Consider the following 17,083-nt stretch of genomic DNA (forward strand, 5'->3'; position numbering starts at 1 on the left):
TCGCCGGGATGGCGGATTGGATCAAACCTCACTCAACGCCGCTTCGGTCGGCGCGATCGCTGCCGGTGTGCCGACGTCGAACCATTGCCCCATGTGCGACAGACCGTAAAGCCGCCCCGCCGCGATCGCGCGGTCCCACAATATGTTGGTCGAAAAGGGGCCTTCGGGTGCGTCGTCCAGCAAGCGCCGCGAAATCAGCTGGATACCGGTATAGACGAAGGGCGCGATCCGCCCCGGCTTGCGCCGCGACAGCCGACCCGCGGGGTCCATGTGGAAATCGCCGCGCCCGCGATGTCCCGTCGCGCTCGCCTGCCGGACGACGAGCAGCAGCGCGTCCATCCGCTCGCCGTCCCAGTGGCGCGCGAGGTGGCGGATGCTGTCCTGCGGCCCGTCGGTCCAGATATTGTCGCTGTTGACGACCAGGATCGGATCGCCGGTGAGCAGCGGCAGCGCCTTGACCATGCCGCCGCCGGTTTCGAGCAGCTGCGCGCGCTCGTCCGACACGGCGATGGTGAAGCGGCGCTGCTGCTTGGCGAGATGCGCCTCCAGCGCATCGGCGAGATAATGGACGTTGACGACGACATGGCCGATCCCCGCCGCTTCGATCCGGTCGAGGCTGTGGTCGATCAGCGGCTTGCCGGCGACGCGCACCAGCGGCTTGGGCCGCGTCGCGGTCAAGGGGCGCATTCTTTTGCCGAGCCCGGCCGCCAGCACCATCGCGCTTTCGATCGTCGCCGTCACGTCCATGCCTCCGCCCGCTTTGCAGCGGGAATATGGGCGTCGAACCATTGCCGGACGGGGACAAGCGCCGGATGCGCAAGGTCGCGTTCGAGCAGCCCCCACATGCGCGGCTGGAACTGGCGGTAATGCGGCTTGTTGTCGCGTTTCCACAGGCGGACGAAGACGCCCAGAATGCGCGTGTTGCGCTGCGCCGCGAGTGCCCAATAGGCATCCTCGATCTTGCGTCCCGTCGCCGCCTGGTAGCGCGCGAGCATCGCCGCCTCGACCGCCGGGTCGACGTCGCGCCGCGCATCTTCGAGCACCGAGGCGAGGTCATAGGCGGGGTGGCCGACGAGCGCGTCCTGAAAATCGAGCAGGCCGTAATGCGCCAGCCCGTCCTGCCCGGCGATGAGCATGATATTTTCGGCATGAAAATCGCGCAGCACAGTGACGCGCGGCTGACCGTCCGTCTCCACCGGCATCAGCGCCGCCTGCCACGCGGCGCGGAAGGCATCGCGGTCGATGGCGATGTCCAGCGCCGGGCAATACCAGTCGGCGAACAGCATCACCTCGCCCAGCCATTGCTCCAGTCCGTGCACGGGCAGCCCCGGCATCGGCGGTTGCGCATGGAGATGGACCAGCAGGTCGGTGACGCCGCTATAATAAGCGGTTTCGCGGTCCAGCGCGGCATCGACCGTCTCGCGCAGCCGCACGTCGCCGAAATCCTCGATCAGCAACAGGCCGGCTTCCAGGTCGCGCGCAAGGATCGTCGGCGCGTTCAGCCCCGCGGCGCAGAGATATTCGGCCACCGCGATGAAAGGCCGCGGATCCTCGTGCGGCGGCGGCGCGTCCATCAGCACCGCGCGCCGTTCGCCATCGACGACCCGGAAATAGCGGCGGAAGGATGCGTCGCCCGCGAGCGGCAGGATGCGGGCATCGCCCCAGCCATGCGCCGCAAGGAAGGCGGGCGCATGGGCGGGCGGAATCATCGGAGCGGCCATCGCGCCTCCCAAGCGGGCGGCACTGTCGCTGTCAAGACGCGCGCGTCGCCTGCGCCCGAAATCGCCAGCGCGAGCGCATCCTGCCAGCCGTCGCTGCCCAGCCGCTCGGGCCATTCGATCAGCAGCGCGCCGTCGTACAGATAATCGTCGAGGCCGAGTTCGATCAGCTCGCCCGGTTCCTCGATCCGGTAAAGATCGACATGCGCGATGGGCAGGTCGACCTCGGGCGGCGCATAGGGCTGGACGATCGCAAAGGTCGGGCTGGGCGCTTCGCCCGCAAGCCCGCGCGCCTTCAGCATCGCGCGCGCCAGCGTCGTCTTGCCCGCGCCGAGGTCGCCCGACAGCAGCACGACGTCGCCGGGCGCGAGCGCGCCGCCGATCGCCGCGCCGATGGCGTCGGCCTGGTCGAGATTATAGGGACGGCGGAATTGCATGGCCGTGTCGGGGTTGATTCGCGCAGAGGGGCAGAGATCGCGGAGATTTTTGGTTCACGCGGAGACGCGGAGACGCGGAGAAGATCCGGGCCGACAGGCCCATCAACCTCTCGAATGCCGAACCTTGGAGCGATGTCGGAAAAGGGAAGCCGCTTCGCGGAAAGCACAATTTCTCCGCGTCTCCGCGTCTCCGCGTGAATCTTTTTTTCTCTGCGCGCTCTGCGCCTCTGCGCGAATCGTCCATCGTCACGCCCCGCGCGGCAGGCTGACGCGCACCAGCGTGCCCTGTCCCGCCTCGCTCACCACTTCCATCGTCCCGCCATGCGCCGCGACGAGCTGGCGCGCGAGGGCGAGGCCGATGCCGCCGGTGTCGGTGCCCGCCTGCTGTCCCCTGGCGACCGCGGCGGCGGTTTCGGGCATTCCGGGGCCGTTGTCGGAGACGATGATGTCGATCCCGCGCTTGTCGCCGTCGGCGTGCAGCAGCACGCGGCCGCCCGATTTGCGCGCCGGCGCGGTGAAGCGCACCGCATTGTCGAGCAACCCGGCGACGAGGCGCGCGAGCCGCGGCGCGTCGCCTTCGATGACGCCAAGGTCGGCGGCGATGTTGCCCACCAGCTCGACCTTCTCGGCGTCGGCGAAGGGGCGTGTGGCCTGCAGCGCCTTGTCGAGCAGCGCGCGGACGTCGACCGGCGCGCGCTCGATCGCCAGCGTCCCCGCCTCGCCTTGCGCGAGGTCGAGCACATTGTCGATCTGGCGGCCGAGCACGGCGACCGAATCCATGATCGCATCGACATAGGCGCGCTGCTGGTCGTCGAGCTTGCCCGCATAGCCCGCCTGCAACATCTCGCCGAAACCCCCGATCGAGGTCAGCGGCGTGCGCAGTTCGTAACTCATCCGCGACAGGAAAGCGGTCTTGGCCTTGTCGGCCGCTTCCAGTGCCTCGTTGCGTTCGCGCAGCGCGCCTTCCATCTTCCGGCTCGCGGTGATGTCCAGCATGATAAGCAGCGCATTGCCGTCGGGCAGCGGGATCGACGCGAAGTCGAAATGGCGCCCGTCGGCAAAGCGGATCTCGCCGACGCGCTGCTGGCGTTCGAGCGTCGCGGCGCGGATCACTTCCTGAACGATGCTGATCTGGTTCGGTTTGGCGAGCCGGTCGGCGAGACCGCCCATCAGCACATCGACGCGGGGGTGCGCCGCAAGCGTCGGTTCATCGACACCCCACAGACGGCGGAAGCGCTGGTTCCAGAGGTGGAGGCGGCCATCCGGGGCAAAGACCGCGACCGCTTCGAACAGATTGTCGAAGGTGGCGGTGCGCACGCGCAGCAGCGTATCGCGCGCGCCCGCGAGCTGGACCTGCTCGGTCTTGTCCTCGGCGATCAGCAGCAGTCCGCCGTCGGGGGTCGGCTGCGCGACGACGTGCAGGTGGGTGCCGTCGCGCAGGCGCCAGTCCTCCTCGCTTGCCTCGGCCCGCGCAAACCAGTCGACATGCGCCTGCCGCCATTCGGGATAGTCGCGCACCTCGGGCGTCCGGCCGCGCTCGCGCCATGCGTCGAGCAGTCGCGCGAACGGCCGCGCTTCCGCCACATCTTCCGTCTCGAGTCCGAACAGGCGGCGAAAGGGCAGGTTGGCGAAGGCGAGGCCCTGATCGGGGCCGAATTGCGCGACCGCGGCCGACAGCCGGTCGAGCAGGTCGCGCTGCGTATCGACGAAGCGGCGGTGCGCGCCGCGCTCGCTTTCCAGTTCCTGAATGTCGATCGCATAGCCCGCAATGCCGATCATGCGCCCACCCTCGGGGGTCAGCGGCACATCGACGACGCGCATGATCCGCCGCTCGCCCTCGATCGTCACCGGGATGGTGCGCATCTGCGCGGCCCCCGCTGCGCGCGCGGCGTCGGCGGCGTCGGTCGCGCTCACCCCCGCGACCGTTTCGCACAGCTCGATCCCGCCGTCGATCACCGCGGCGGCGCTCTTCGCCTCGACCGCGCGGACATAGGCGGCGTTGACGAGCGCGAGCTGCAGGTCGGTGTCCCGGAACCACATGGGGAAGGGCGCCGCCTCGATCAGCCCCGACAAGGCCTCGAACGCCGCCAGCGCCTCGTCGCGTTCGGCGCGGGCATGGGCGAGCGCCTGCTGTCCCTCGGTCGCGTCGCTGAGCCACAGGAGCACGCTGCCGGCCCCGCCGACCGCCTGCGGCGCTGCGGCGCCCTGGACGATGATCGTGCGATGGCTGCCTTCGGGTTTCAGGCTGAGCTGAAAGGGCTTTGCGCCGCGCTGTGCGCCGAGGATCGCCTGGCGCAGCATGTCGTGACTTGCCGCGTCGAGCCCGTTGCCGATCCCGCGCAGTTCGTCGAAATTGCGCGGGCCGCGTTCGAGCCCCAGCCAGCGACCCAGTCGTTCGCTCGCCTCGATCCGCCAGTCGGCGCGAACGATCACCGGAAGCTGTGGCGACGCTTCGACCAGACTCGCAAGCCGTTCGGCCTGCCCGGCGACGAACGCCGAGCGCCGCTGCATCGCAATCCCGCGCAAAGTCGCCCACAATCCGGCGAGCAACCACAGCGCCGCGAACAGGCCGAGGGCGAAGAGCAGCGTCGGGGAAAGCGTACCGCTCATCCCGCCTTATATCCTTGCTTATCCGGCTTCGCTGCACGCATGATCGCCAGCCCTAAAGGCGATGGAGTCATGTTTCAATCGGATGTCGTCGCGGATCGGCGCGCCGCATCATCCGATGGGCGCGCCGTCCAAGGTTTTTCTGATCGAAGAGACCAAGTCTCCGCCCACCATCGTCATCCCCGCCTTCGCCGGGATGACGGAATGGAATCAATAGCGGTAATGGTCGGGCTTGAACGGGCCTTCGACCGGCACGCCGATATAGTCGGCCTGTTTCTGCGTCAGCCGGGTGAGCTTTACGCCCAGCTTTTCGAGGTGGAGCGCGGCGACCTTTTCGTCGAGATGCTTGGGCAGGACATAGACGTCATTCTTGTACTGATCGCTGCGGGTCCACAGTTCGATCTGCGCGAGCGTCTGGTTGGTGAAGCTCGCCGACATCACGAAACTCGGATGGCCCGTCGCGTTGCCCAGGTTCACCAGGCGGCCCTTTGACAGGATGATGATCTGCTTGCCGTCGGGAAACTCGACCAGGTCGACCTGCGGCTTCACTTCGGTCCATTTGTAATTGGCGAGCGCCGCGATCTGGATCTCGCTGTCGAAATGGCCGATGTTGCAGACGATCGCCATATTCTTCATCGCCGCCATATGTTCGGCGGTGATGACGTCGGCGTTGCCCGTCGCGGTGACGAAGATGTCCGAGCGTTTGACGGCCTCGTCCATCGTCACGACCTCGAAACCCTCCATCGCCGCCTGCAACGCGCAGATCGGGTCGATTTCGGTGACGAGCACGCGCGCGCCACCGTTGCGGAGGCTCTGCGCGCTGCCCTTGCCGACGTCGCCGAAGCCGGCGACGGTCGCGACCTTGCCCGCGAGCATCACGTCGGTGCCGCGGCGGATCGCGTCGACCAGCGATTCCTTGCAGCCGTAAAGATTGTCGAACTTCGACTTGGTGACGCTGTCGTTGACGTTGATCGCGGGGAAGGGCAGCTCGCCCTTCCTGGCGATGTGATAGAGGCGGTGGACGCCGGTGGTCGTTTCTTCCGACACGCCCTTGATCGCCTTGACCGTCCGTGTGAGATAGCCCGGCCTGGCGGCGATGAACGCTTTGAGCGCACGCTGCATCTCGACCTCTTCCTCATTTTCGGGCGCGGGCATCGTCTCGCCGGCTTCGAGCTTTGCGCCCCACAGCGCGAACATTGTCGCGTCGCCGCCGTCGTCGAGAATCAGGTTCGCGGTCTGGCCGTCGCCGTCCTTTTCCCAGTCGAAGATGCGGCCGACATAATCCCAATAGTCGGCGAGGCTTTCCCCTTTCACCGCGAACACGGGCACGCCCGACGCGGCGATCGCGGCGGCGGCATGATCCTGTGTGGAAAAGATGTTGCAGGTGGCCCAGCGCACTTCGGCGCCAAGCGCGGTGAGCGTCTCGATCAGCACCGCGGTCTGGATCGTCATGTGCAGCGATCCGGTGATGCGCGCACCCTTCAGCGGCTGCGCCGCGCCATATTCGGCGCGCAGCGCCATCAGGCCCGGCATTTCGGTTTCGGCGATGTCGATTTCCTTGCGCCCGAAATCGGCAAGTCCGATGTCGGCAATCACATAATCGCGGGTGTCGGCGGCGAGAGTGGCCACGGGGGATTCTCCATATTGGCTGAACGACCGCAGGCGAGCGGCCACGAAAACCGTGTAATTTTCTTGCGCGCTCTAGCCGAAAGCGCGCCGCTGATCAAATATAAACTTTTCTTTATATCGCAAGCCCGGCACCGCCCGGCGATGGACGCCGGGCACGCGAATCGGCGCGCGACAGGAAGGCCGCGCGTAAAAAAATTATTCCGGCCGCAATTGTGACAGTCCGCGCCGCACTTTTGTGACACGGAGTCGTAAAGTCCAAGATTCTGAAAATATTGACTTATAATGCGCCTAGCGATGAGCATAATTCGCTATTATGACAACAGTGTTACAAGCGACCGAAAACATTGACTTTTCATGTCCTGCGCGAGAAAATCAGCGAAAGTTTTTGGGGAGATAGTCGAGATGAAAAAAATCCTGCCGCCGCTGATCGCGCTGGCTTTCGCAAGCCCGGCCGCGGCGCAATCAATCGTGGTCGTCACCGCGCCGCAAACCGATTCGCAGGTGCTGCCGGTTGCCTATGCCGAGCTGAAGGCCGGCGAAAATCAGGCCGCAGTCGACAAGCTGACCGGCGAATCCACGCTCGACAAGCGCGATCCGTCGCGCCTCATCAATCTTGGCACTGCCTATGCCCGGCTGGGCCGCACCGCCGAGGCCGCCGCCGCCTATGACGCGGCGATCGGCAGTCCGATCCGCTACGATGTCGAACTGGCGAGCGGTCGCTATGTCGATTCGCGCTGGGCGGCGCGGATGGCGCTCGCCAATCTGGAACAGGGTCGGCCGCTGCTCGCGCTCGCGCGGTAACAAACATCGTCGCCCCCGCGCAGGCGGGGGCCGCTGCCGACGCAGTGCGAAGCCTCAAGCCTCGCCGCCCTCGGTTGTCAGCAGGCGGGCGTCCACTCCCGCCTCGGCAAACGCCGCCTGCCATCGTTTGGCGGGCGGCGTGTCGAACAACAAGCGGTCGCTGCCCGGCGTGACGTGCCAGCCGTGGCGCACCATTTCGCCCTCCAGCTGCCCCGGCGACCATCCCGCATAGCCCAGCGCGACGAGCCAGCGCGAAGGGCCGCGATCCTCGCCGATCGCGCGCAATATGTCGTGCGAACTCGACACCATCCAGCGATCGGCGACCTGCACCGCGCCTTCGCCGCCCCAGTCGCGGCTGTGGAGGACGAAACCGCGCGACGGTTCGACCGGACCACCCAGAAAAACCGGCTGGTCGAGTGGCGCCTGATGCGCGATTCCGAGTTGGTCGAGCACCGCGCCGACGGTCATCCCTTCGATCGGGTCGGCAATGCCGATCCCCATCGCCCCGTCCTGGTCATGGCTGATCATCGCGATCACCGAATGTTCGAAGCGGGGATCGCCGATCCCGGGCAGCGCAAGCAGCAGCTGGCCGGTGAACCAGGCGGGGGCGGTTTCCATGACGCCATCATGCCGCGTGGGGGCAGGGCGGTCCAGTAGCTTTGGGGCGTGGGTGTCAGCGTTGGGGTGGAGAGCGGACGTTCTCATATCCGTCATCCCGGCGAAGGCCGGGATCTCGCCCTATCGGTTTACCGCACCGGCGAGATCCCGGCCTTCGCCGGGATGACGATAGAGTTGAGGTCAGCAATCGGCCGAAACCAGACGTTCCGTCCAAATTCCCTTGCCGCACCCCCACCATCCTTGACTCGTGCGCCGCTCGCCCCAATGTCTCGCCGACCCGAATCCCCTCGAGCGAAAAGGATGCCACGATGACGATCCAGCCCGGCGACAAGCTGCCCGACGCCACCTTTGTGAAGGTGACCGAAAATGGTCCCGAACAGGTCAGCAGCGCCGATTATTTCAAGGGCCGCAAGGTCGCGCTTTTCTCGGTCCCCGGCGCCTTCACCCCGACCTGCTCGGCGAAGCATCTGCCCGGATTCGTCGAAAAGGCGGACGAGCTGAAAGCGAAGGGCGTCGACGAAATCGCCTGCACGGCGGTCAACGACGCCTTTGTGATGGGGGCATGGAGCAAGAGCGCCAATGCCGGTGACGCCGTGACGATGCTCGCCGACGGCAACGGCGCCTTTGCCGAAGCCGTGGGCCTGACGATGGACGGCACCGCCTTTGGCATGGGCAAGCGCGGCCAGCGTTTCTCGATGATCGTCAACGACGGCGTCGTCGAACAGCTGAACGTCGAAGCGCCCGGCGAGTTCAAGGTGTCGAGCGCCGATCATATGCTGGAACAGCTGTAAAACCCAAATCCTCCCTGTGGCGAAGCCATGGGGAGGATCGGGCTGCCCTCTTCCCTTTTGTCACAATTTCGTGCAACAGCGTCGCGATGACATCCAGATCATCGCAAGAAACCGCCGATCCCGCCGCGCGCGTCGACGCCATCATCGCCGAGCTTCAAACCGCGTTCCGCGCGTCGGTCGCCAACCTCAAATCCGCCATCGCCGCCTATGTCCGCGATCGCAGCCTGCCGCCCGCCGACGCCGCGGCGACGGGGCTGTTCGACTATCCGGCGATCCGCCTGACGACGACGGGCGAGCAGCGCGAGGGGCAGGCGGGGCATAATCTCTCCTTCGGCCGCTTCGAGCGCGCGGGCACATTCGTCACCACGGTGACGCGCCCCGACCTGTTTGCCGATTATCTGCGCGAACAGCTGATGCTGCTCGCGCGCCATTATGACGTCGAGATCGAGGTGACGCGGACGGGGCAACAGATTCCCTTTCCCTATGTGCTCGATGCCAGCGACGGGTCCGACATGGGCGGGGTCACCCCGCTCGAACTCGCACGCCATTTTCCGACGACCGAACTCGCCGATATCGGCGACGAACTCGCCGACGGGCTGTTCGGGCTCGATCCGACCGAGCCGCAACCGCTCGCGCTATTCGATGCGCTGCGCACCGATTTCAGTCTCGCACGCCTGCGCCACTATACCGGCACCGCGCCCGAGCATTTCCAGCGCTATATCCTCTTCACCAACTATCATCGCTATGTCGACGAATTCGTCGCCTGGGCGGGCGCGCAGGTGGGGCAGGGGCGCTATACCGCGCTCGCGGGCGCCGCGGGGCTCTATGTCGACCAGCCGGGGGTGAATGCGAGCGCGCTCGTCGCCGACAGCGCGTGGCGGCGGCACCAGATGCCCGCCTATCATTTGATCGCGCCCGATGGCGGCGGCATCACGCTCGTCAACATCGGCGTCGGCCCGTCGAACGCCAAGACGATCTGCGACCATCTCGCCGTGCTGCGGCCCGAAGCCTGGCTGATGATCGGCCACTGCGGCGGGCTGCGTCCCAGCCAGCGGATCGGCGACTATGTGCTCGCGCACGCCTATCTGCGCGACGATCATATCCTCGACGGCGTGCTGCCGCCCGAAATCCCTATCCCGCCGATCGCCGAAGTGCAGCAGGCGCTGGCGAGCGCCGCCGAAAGCGTGTCGGGAACCAGCGGCGCCGACCTCAAGAAGCGGATGCGCACGGGCACCGTCGTCACCACCGACGACCGCAACTGGGAATTGCGCTACACCGACTCGGCGCTGCGCTTTTCGCAGTCGCGCGCGATCGGCATCGACATGGAAAGCGCCACCATCGCCGCGCAGGGCTATCGCTTCCGCGTGCCCTATGGCACCTTGCTGTGCGTTAGCGACAAGCCGCTCCACGGCGAGCTCAAGCTGCCCGGACAGGCGAACCGCTTTTACGAGGAAGCGATCGCCGCGCATCTCCAGATCGGCATCCGCGCGTGCGAAACGATGCGCGACGAAGGCGCCAAGCTGCACAGTCGCAAATTGCGCGCGTTCAACGAGCCGCCGTTCAGATGAGCGGCGGGGGCAATGAACCGTCGTTCCGTTAACCATAAAGCAAGCCTGTCATCGTAATTTCACATGCGCTGCCGCTTTTCCCTTGCGGTGCGGCGACGGCATCGCCACCTTGTATTCCCAAGGGGGCCGCTCTCCCCGGCCTGGTCCCCGCAAGGAGATAGACCCATGCCGTCCTTTTCGGAGAGCCTCGAAAAGACCCTGCACAACGCGCTGAAGGCCGCTTCGGAGCGTCACCATGAATATGCGACGCTCGAACATCTGCTCTTCGCGCTGATCGACGACGATCATGCCGCCGAAGTGATGCGCGCGTGCGGCGTCGCGCTCGGCGACCTGCAATCGGCCGTCGTTCATTATCTCGACACCGAACTCGACAGTTTGAAGGTCGAGGGGCACAGCGACCCTTCGCCGACGAGCGGTTTCCAGCGCGTCGTCCAGCGCGCGATCCTGCACGTCCAGTCGTCGGGCAAGGATGAGGTGACGGGCGCCAACGTCCTCGTCGCGCTCTTCTCCGAACGCGAAAGCTATGCCGTCTATTTCCTTCAGCAGCAGGATCTGACGCGCCTCGACGCCGTCTCCTATTTGAGCCACGGCGTCGGCAAGGGCGGCAAGCCCGCCGCGCAGGCCGAACCCGAGGAAAAGGAGGAGGCGAAGGACAAGGACAGCGGCGGCAAGAACAAGAAGGAAACCGCGCTCGACCAGTTCACCGTCAACCTCAACGAAAAGGCGAAGACGGGCAAGGTCGACCCGCTGATCGGCCGCAGCGCCGAGGTCGATCGCACGATCCAGATCCTCTGTCGCCGCAGCAAGAACAACCCGCTCTACGTCGGCGATCCCGGCGTCGGCAAGACCGCGATCGCCGAAGGGCTCGCGCGCAAGATCGTCGAGGGCGACGTGCCCGAAGTGCTGCTGCCCGCGGTCATATATTCGCTCGACATGGGTGCGCTGCTCGCGGGCACGCGCTATCGCGGCGATTTTGAGGAGCGGCTGAAACAGGTCGTGACCGAACTCGAAGCATTGCCCCACGCAATCCTGTTTATCGACGAGATCCACACCGTCATCGGCGCGGGCGCGACGTCGGGCGGCGCGATGGATGCGTCGAACCTCCTGAAGCCGGCTTTGTCGGGCGGCGTGATCCGCTGCATCGGTTCGACGACCTACAAGGAGTTCCGCAACCATTTCGAAAAGGACCGCGCGCTGCTTCGCCGCTTCCAGAAGATCGACGTGATCGAGCCGAGCCTTGAGGACACCAAGAAGATCCTCGCGGGGCTGCGCAGTGCGTTCGAGGCGCACCATCAGGTGCGCTACACGCCCGATGCGATCAACGCCGCCGTCGACCTCTCGGCGCGCTACATCAACGACCGCAAGCTGCCCGACAAGGCGATCGACGTGATCGACGAGGTCGGCGCGATGCAGATGCTCGTCGCCCCGTCGAAGCGCAAGAAGACGATCACCGCGAAGGAGATCGAGGCCGTGATCGCGACGATGGCGCGTATCCCGCCCAAGTCGGTCTCGACCGACGACAAGGCGGTGCTCGCGAGCCTCGAGACCGATCTGAAGCGCGTCGTTTTCGGCCAGAACACGGCGATCGAGGTGCTGTCGTCGGCGATCAAGCTGTCGCGCGCGGGCCTGCGCGATCCCGAAAAGCCGATCGGCAATTATCTGTTCAGCGGTCCCACCGGGGTCGGCAAGACCGAAGTGGCGAAGCAGCTCGCGTCGATCATGGGCATCCCGCTCCAGCGTTTCGACATGTCGGAATATATGGAGCGCCACAGCGTCTCGCGCCTGATTGGTGCGCCTCCGGGCTATGTCGGTTACGATCAGGGCGGGCTGCTCACCGACGCGATCGATCAGAATCCGCATTGCGTGCTGCTGCTCGACGAGATCGAAAAGGCGCATCCCGACCTGTTCAACATCCTGCTTCAGGTGATGGATAATGGCCGTTTGACCGACCATCACGGCAAGACGGTCGATTTCCGCAACGTCATCCTCATTATGACCACCAATGCGGGCGCGAGCGACATGGCGCGCGAGTCGATCGGCTTCGGTCAGCAGACGCGCGAGGATGCGCAGGAAGAGGCGGTGAAGCGCATGTTCACTCCCGAGTTCCGCAACCGCCTCGATGCGATCGTGCCCTTCGGCTATCTGCCGCCCGAGGTCGTCGCGCGCGTGGTGGACAAGTTCATCCTCGAACTCGAATTGCAGCTCGCCGACCGCAATGTCCATATCCAGCTCGACGATGCGGCGCGCGAATGGCTGACCGGCAAGGGCTACGACAAGCTCTATGGCGCGCGTCCGATGGGCCGGTTGATCCAGGAAAAGATCAAGCAGCCGCTTGCGGAGGAACTCTTGTTCGGCAAGCTGGTCCACGGCGGCGAGGTCAAGGTGAAGATGAAGACCGGCGAGGATGCCCATGTCGGCAATCCGCTGGCCTTTGAAATCACGCCCGCGGCGCCCAAGGGCGCCAGGGGCAAGGCGAAGGCGAAGCCCGAAAAGACCGTCGAATAGCGCGCGCCTTTTCGAGAGGACCGAAAACAATCCGTGTGTCCCCGCGAAGGCGGGGCCCCAGCACCGGTTGCTTCAACCTTGCTCAGACGGGAGATGGGCACCCGCCTGCGCGGGTGCGCACTGAATGATGACTGTCGGCGCCGGGCGCTTACCCCGCCTCGGCCCTGAGCGCCTTGCGATCGAGCTTGCCGATCATCGTCTTGGGCAGCGTGTCCCGCACCTCGACCGCGATCACCCGTTCATGTTTGCCGAGCTGTGGGTTGAGCCAGGCGGCGAGCGCCTCGCCCGTCACCTCGAAACCCTCCTCCAGCGTCACGAAGGCCTTGGGCGCCTCGCCGCGATAGGCGTCGGGCACACCGAGCACGATTGCTTCCTTGACCGCGGGGTGCTCATAGAGATGCGCCTCGATCACGCTCGGATAGACTTTGAAGCCGCCGACCGCGATCATGTCCTTCAGCCGGTCGACGATGCGGATATAGCCGCCCTCCTCGATCACCGCGACATCGCCGGTGCGCAGCCAGCCGTCGGCGGTGAAGCTGTCCTTGTCGGCATCGGGGCGGTTCCAATAGCCCTGCATGACCTGCGGGCCTTTCACGGCCAGCTCGCCGGGCTCGCCGTCGGGAGCGTCTTTCGACGGATCTTCCTTGTCGAGCAGGCGAATGTGCGTCGCGGGAAGCGGCTGGCCGATCGTGCCGGGCCGGACCGGGCCGTCATAGGGGTTGGTCGCGACGACCCCCGAGCTTTCGGTGAGGCCATAGCCTTCGACCAGCGATGCGCCCGTTGCCGCGACAAACTTCTCGCGCAGCTCGGCGGGCATCGGCGCGCCGCCCGAGATGCACACGCGCAGCGAGGAAAAATCGGTGCGCGCGAGGTCGGGATGGTCGAGCAGCGCCTGATACATGGTCGGCACGCCGGGGAGCGCCGTCGTCTTTGTCCGGCCAATCGCCGCCAGCGCCTGTTTGGCGTCGAAACGCGGCAGCATGGTGATCGACCCGCCGTTGAGCACCGTGCGGTTGAGCACGCAGGTGTTGGCAAAGACGTGGAAGAAGGGGAGGACGCCGAGAATGCGATCCTCCGCGTCATGGTCGGGGTCGATCGCATTCACCTGCCGCGCGTTGGCGGTGAGGTTCTGATGCGTCAGCTTTGCGCCTTTCGGCGTCCCCGTCGTGCCGCCGGTATATTGGATCAGCGCGATGTCTTTTTCGGGATCAATGGCGACCGGCTCGGGCCGCCCGTCATTGTCGGTGAGCGCCGAGAAGCGGATGACGCGCCGATCGCCGGGCAGCGGCGCGACCTCGCGGCGCTTGAACAGGCGATAAAGCAGCGACTTGGTTCGCGGCAGGCCGCCCGCGACCGACCCGACGATCAGCCGCTTGAGGCTCGATCCGTCGAGCACTTTCAGCGCCGTCGGCAACAATGCCGCGGCGCTCAGCGTGAACAGCGTATCGGTGCCTGAATCCTCGACCTGCGCTTCCAGCTCGGCGACGGTGTAGAGCGGCGAGAAGTTCACGACCGTCGCGCCCGCCATCAGCGCGCCATAATAGGCCGCGACATAATGGGGCACATTGGGAAGGAAGAGGCCGACGCGGCTGCCCTTGCCCAGCCCCAGCTGCTGAAGCCCGCGCGCGACGCGCGCGGCGCCGCGTGCAACCTCGGCATAGCCGAACTGCCGCCCCATGAAGTCGAGCATCGGCGCATCGCCCCTTCGCGCCACGCTCGCCGCGAGCATGTCGGGCAGCGACAGCGGCGCGAAGCTCTGGTCCCAGTCGGTGGGGTGATGATATTCGGTCGACCAGGAAAAAGGGCTGTCCATGGGGGGTGGCGATCCTCTCGAGTGTTTTCTTACACTAAGGTCAGCAGGACGCGATTGGCAACCGCGCTTGCTTGCCGCGCGCCGCGGGGGAGGCTAGGCAGCACAGATCGTCTTTCTCAGGGGCCTTGCCATGCCGCTATCGCGTTTCGCCGTTCCGACTTTGCTCATTGCCTTTGCGCTCGCCGCGCCGACGGCTGCCCGGGACAAGGAGTCGCCCGTGGCGCCGGCGCAGATTCGCGAACTCTATGCCTGTCGCGACATCGCCGACGCCGCCCAGCGGCTCGCCTGCTTCGACCGCGAGGTCGGCGAACTCGCCGCGGCCGATGCGGCGCGCGAGATCACCTTCACCGACCGCGAAACCGCGCGCAAGGCGCGCCGCGGCCTGTTCGGCTTTTCCTTTCCCAAACTCGGCGGCCTGTTCGGCGGCGACGAGGATGAGATCAGGGAGATCGAAACCACGATCCGCGCGGTCAGCATGAACCGGTCGGGCCTGTACACGCTGGTGATGGACGACGATGCGGTGTGGACGCAGATCGACACCACACGGCTGCCGCGTCAACCCAGGCCGGGGCAGAAAGTGAAGATCAAGACCGCGAGCATGGGCAGCTATTTCGCGACGATCGACGGCGGCCGCACGATCCGCATGAAGCGCGACCGCTGATTGCAGCCGGACAGGGCGCGATGCACGCGGGGCGGGATGGCGCACAGGATAGCCTTTCCGGGGCCGGATAGCCGGCCCTTCGTGCTGCTCGACGACGCGCGCGCCGACGGAGCGGCGTCGGCGCGGCTGTTCGTCGATCCGGTCGAGGTGCTGACCGCGGCAACGGCCGCCGACGTGCCCGCGCTGCTTGCGAAGCTGGAAACAGCGGTGGCACGCGGCCTCCACGCCGCGGGCTTCCTTACCTATGAGGCGGGGAAGGGGCTCGCGCCCGCCTGGCGCGGCGCGGTTGGCGGCGCGGCCGGGACCATGCCGCTGGGCTGGTTCGGCCTGTTCGCCGAAGTGCGGCGAATAGACGCCAGCGAGGTCGAGCGGCTGCTGCCCGATCCGGCATCGGCGTGGGTCGGCCGGGTTGCGCCGCGGATCGCGCGCGCCGACTATCTCGCCGCGGTCGAGGCGGTGCTCGCCTTTATCCGTGCGGGCGACATCTATCAGGCGAACCTGACCTTCCGCGCCGACGTGCCGGTGGCGGGCGACCCGCTCGCCGTTTATGCGCGGCTGCGGCGAACGGCGCGTGCAGGATATGGCGGCTTTATCTGGACGGGCGAACAGGCGATCGCGTCGCTTTCGCCCGAACTCTTCTTTGCGCTGCGCGGCCATGAGGTGATCGCGCGGCCGATGAAGGGGACCGCGGCCCGGCACGCCGATGCAGCGGCCGATGCAGCGGCGGCGCGCGCGCTCGCCGACGACCCCAAGCAGCGCGCCGAAAATCTGATGATCGTCGATCTCATCCGCAATGATCTGTCGCGCGTTGCGGAACCGGGGTCGGTCGCGGTGCCCGATCTGTTTCGCGTCGAAAGCTTCCCCACCATCCACCAGCTTGTGTCCGACGTCAGCGCGCGCCTGCCCGCGGGTGCCGGGGCCGTCGACGTGCTGCGCGCCGCCTTTCCCTGCGGGTCGATAACCGGCGCGCCCAAGGTGCGCGCGATGGAAATCATCGACGCGCTGGAGGCCGAGCCGCGCGGTCTCTACACGGGGTCGATCGGCTTCATCGAGCCGGATGGCGATGCCGCGTTCAACGTCGCGATCCGCACGCTCGTCTTTCCGCCTGCCGACGCGCAAGGCGGGTTGCAGGACGCGGCGTCATGCGCCACGCTGGGCCTGGGATCGGGAATCGTCGCCGACAGCGTGCCGGGCGAGGAATGGCGCGAATGTCTGGCCAAGGGGGAATTTGTGGGCGCAGCGGGCGAGAGCTTCGACCTCATTGAAACGATGTTTTTCGATCCCGTGGACGGGATCCAGCGCCTTGAGGGGCATCTGGCGCGGATGAAGGCGAGCGCGGCGGCGCTCGGCTTTTCCTTCGATCGCCACGGCGCGCGCAACAGCCTGCAATCGGCGACCTTCCGCCTGCGCAGCACAGCGCGGGTGCGGATGCGGCTTGCGCCGTCGGGCGCGCTCGCGGTCGAGGTGTCGCCGCTGCCGCGCCTCTCCGAGTTGCCGGTGTCCGTGGCGGTGCGCCCGGCGCCGATGCGGCCGGGCGATTTCCGCGTGGCGCACAAGACGAGCCTGCGCGCGCCCTATGACATCGCGCGGCAGGACAGCGGCGCCGCCGAAGTCGTCTTCGTCGACGAGCCGGGCTTTGTGACCGAAGGGAGCTGGAGCAACATTTTCGTCGAACGCGACGGTGTGCTGCTCACCCCGCCGCTCGCGCTCGGACTGCTTCCCGGCGTGCTGCGCGGCGAACTCATCGACAAGGGGCGCGCGGTCGAATCGCATTTGCGCCTTGCCGACCTGTCGGACGGCTTTTTCCTCGGCAACAGCCTGCGCGGGCTGGTGCCGGCGCGGCTCGCCGCGCCTGCCGACGATGCGAACCGCTGAATCGCGCAACGCATAGGAAATTATCGCGCCGCCGCCTTGCGATTTGCGAACGGAGGCTTT

14 protein-coding genes are annotated in these 17,083 nt (G+C 66.4%); 7 read left to right on the plus strand and 7 right to left on the minus strand.

The window, feature by feature from the left end:
- Positions 1-21: 21 nt before the first annotated feature.
- The 4 genes from SPYCA_RS01085 to SPYCA_RS01100 form a co-directional block, all read right to left on the minus strand.
- A complete protein-coding gene (locus SPYCA_RS01085; protein WP_443029491.1) occupies positions 22-741 on the minus strand; it encodes a nucleotidyltransferase family protein in 720 nt (239 codons plus the stop codon).
- Positions 738-1,721 carry an aminoglycoside phosphotransferase family protein gene (locus SPYCA_RS01090; protein WP_232003439.1) on the minus strand — a complete coding sequence of 328 codons (984 nt, stop codon included), beginning with the start codon at positions 1,719-1,721 and terminating at the stop codon, positions 738-740. Before SPYCA_RS01090 ends, SPYCA_RS01085 begins: the two co-directional genes overlap by 4 nt.
- A complete protein-coding gene (gene tsaE, locus SPYCA_RS01095) occupies positions 1,706-2,155 on the minus strand; it encodes a tRNA (adenosine(37)-N6)-threonylcarbamoyltransferase complex ATPase subunit type 1 TsaE (RefSeq protein ID WP_120218628.1) in 450 nt (149 codons plus the stop codon). The genes SPYCA_RS01090 and tsaE overlap by 16 nt, the downstream gene beginning before the upstream one ends.
- Before the next feature lie 246 nt (positions 2,156-2,401).
- Positions 2,402-4,765: a sensor histidine kinase gene (locus SPYCA_RS01100; protein ID WP_120218629.1), complete on the minus strand. Its 2,364-nt coding sequence runs from the start codon at positions 4,763-4,765 to the stop codon at positions 2,402-2,404.
- A gap of 82 nt (positions 4,766-4,847) precedes the next feature.
- Between SPYCA_RS01100 and SPYCA_RS19655 the strand changes: the two genes are divergently transcribed.
- Complete coding sequence (locus SPYCA_RS19655) at positions 4,848-4,979, plus strand: hypothetical protein (protein ID WP_269462434.1); 132 nt, start codon at positions 4,848-4,850, stop codon at positions 4,977-4,979.
- On the opposite strand, the gene ahcY is transcribed toward SPYCA_RS19655, so the two are convergent.
- A complete protein-coding gene (gene ahcY, locus SPYCA_RS01105) occupies positions 4,973-6,391 on the minus strand; it encodes an adenosylhomocysteinase (protein ID WP_120218630.1) in 1,419 nt (472 codons plus the stop codon). The genes SPYCA_RS19655 and ahcY overlap by 7 nt on opposite strands.
- Positions 6,392-6,793: 402 nt before the next feature.
- On the opposite strand from ahcY, the gene SPYCA_RS01110 reads away from it, so the two are divergent.
- Complete coding sequence (locus SPYCA_RS01110) at positions 6,794-7,192, plus strand: hypothetical protein (RefSeq protein WP_120218631.1); 399 nt, start codon at positions 6,794-6,796, stop codon at positions 7,190-7,192.
- 54 nt (positions 7,193-7,246) lie between these two features.
- On the opposite strand, the gene SPYCA_RS01115 is transcribed toward SPYCA_RS01110, so the two are convergent.
- On the minus strand, positions 7,247-7,810 hold the full coding sequence (locus SPYCA_RS01115) for a YqgE/AlgH family protein (RefSeq protein WP_120218632.1): 564 nt from the start codon (positions 7,808-7,810) through the stop codon (positions 7,247-7,249).
- Positions 7,811-8,118: 308 nt separating this feature from the next.
- On the opposite strand from SPYCA_RS01115, the gene SPYCA_RS01120 reads away from it, so the two are divergent.
- The 3 genes from SPYCA_RS01120 (at position 8,119) to clpA (ending at position 12,674) form a co-directional block, all read left to right on the plus strand.
- Positions 8,119-8,601 carry a peroxiredoxin gene (locus SPYCA_RS01120; protein ID WP_120218633.1) on the plus strand — a complete coding sequence of 161 codons (483 nt, stop codon included), beginning with the start codon at positions 8,119-8,121 and terminating at the stop codon, positions 8,599-8,601.
- A gap of 86 nt (positions 8,602-8,687) precedes the next feature.
- Entirely contained in the window at positions 8,688-10,169 is a 1,482-nt protein-coding gene (locus SPYCA_RS01125; RefSeq protein ID WP_120218634.1) for an AMP nucleosidase, read from the plus strand.
- Between the two features lie 165 nt (positions 10,170-10,334).
- Positions 10,335-12,674, plus strand: a complete 2,340-nt coding sequence (gene clpA, locus SPYCA_RS01130) for an ATP-dependent Clp protease ATP-binding subunit ClpA (protein WP_120218635.1) — start codon at positions 10,335-10,337, stop codon at positions 12,672-12,674.
- A 148-nt stretch (positions 12,675-12,822) separates the two neighbouring features.
- On the opposite strand, the gene SPYCA_RS01135 is transcribed toward clpA, so the two are convergent.
- Positions 12,823-14,487 carry a long-chain-fatty-acid--CoA ligase gene (locus SPYCA_RS01135; protein WP_120218636.1) on the minus strand — a complete coding sequence of 555 codons (1,665 nt, stop codon included), beginning with the start codon at positions 14,485-14,487 and terminating at the stop codon, positions 12,823-12,825.
- Positions 14,488-14,617: 130 nt separating this feature from the next.
- Between SPYCA_RS01135 and SPYCA_RS01140 the strand changes: the two genes are divergently transcribed.
- Both SPYCA_RS01140 and pabB read left to right on the plus strand, forming a co-directional pair.
- Positions 14,618-15,148, plus strand: coding sequence for a hypothetical protein (locus SPYCA_RS01140; protein ID WP_120218637.1), 531 nt, complete (start codon positions 14,618-14,620; stop codon positions 15,146-15,148).
- 36 nt (positions 15,149-15,184) lie between these two features.
- Positions 15,185-17,023 (plus strand): aminodeoxychorismate synthase component I, encoded by a 1,839-nt coding sequence (gene pabB, locus SPYCA_RS01145; RefSeq protein ID WP_172594948.1) that lies wholly within the window; start codon positions 15,185-15,187, stop codon positions 17,021-17,023.
- The last annotated feature ends 60 nt before the right edge of the window (positions 17,024-17,083 follow it).

It is taken from the genome of Sphingopyxis sp. FD7 (genome assembly GCF_003609835.1).
Lineage (GTDB): Bacteria > Pseudomonadota > Alphaproteobacteria > Sphingomonadales > Sphingomonadaceae > Sphingopyxis.

Excerpts from the sequence above, each read along its gene's own strand:
- SPYCA_RS01090 (WP_232003439.1), bottom strand. The coding sequence starts at position 1,721 with ATGGCCGCTCCGATGATTCCGCCCGCCCATGCGCCCGCCTTCCTTGCG.
- tsaE (WP_120218628.1), bottom strand. The coding sequence starts at position 2,155 with ATGCAATTCCGCCGTCCCTATAATCTCGACCAGGCCGACGCCATCGGC.
- SPYCA_RS01100 (WP_120218629.1), bottom strand. The coding sequence starts at position 4,765 with ATGAGCGGTACGCTTTCCCCGACGCTGCTCTTCGCCCTCGGCCTGTTC.
- SPYCA_RS19655 (WP_269462434.1), top strand. The coding sequence starts at position 4,848 with ATGTCGTCGCGGATCGGCGCGCCGCATCATCCGATGGGCGCGCCGTCC.
- SPYCA_RS01110 (WP_120218631.1), top strand. The coding sequence starts at position 6,794 with ATGAAAAAAATCCTGCCGCCGCTGATCGCGCTGGCTTTCGCAAGCCCG.
- SPYCA_RS01115 (WP_120218632.1), bottom strand. The coding sequence starts at position 7,810 with ATGGAAACCGCCCCCGCCTGGTTCACCGGCCAGCTGCTGCTTGCGCTG.
- SPYCA_RS01120 (WP_120218633.1), top strand. The coding sequence starts at position 8,119 with ATGACGATCCAGCCCGGCGACAAGCTGCCCGACGCCACCTTTGTGAAG.
- SPYCA_RS01125 (WP_120218634.1), top strand. The coding sequence starts at position 8,688 with ATGACATCCAGATCATCGCAAGAAACCGCCGATCCCGCCGCGCGCGTC.
- clpA (WP_120218635.1), top strand. The coding sequence starts at position 10,335 with ATGCCGTCCTTTTCGGAGAGCCTCGAAAAGACCCTGCACAACGCGCTG.
- SPYCA_RS01135 (WP_120218636.1), bottom strand. The coding sequence starts at position 14,487 with ATGGACAGCCCTTTTTCCTGGTCGACCGAATATCATCACCCCACCGAC.
- SPYCA_RS01140 (WP_120218637.1), top strand. The coding sequence starts at position 14,618 with ATGCCGCTATCGCGTTTCGCCGTTCCGACTTTGCTCATTGCCTTTGCG.
- pabB (WP_172594948.1), top strand. The coding sequence starts at position 15,185 with ATGGCGCACAGGATAGCCTTTCCGGGGCCGGATAGCCGGCCCTTCGTG.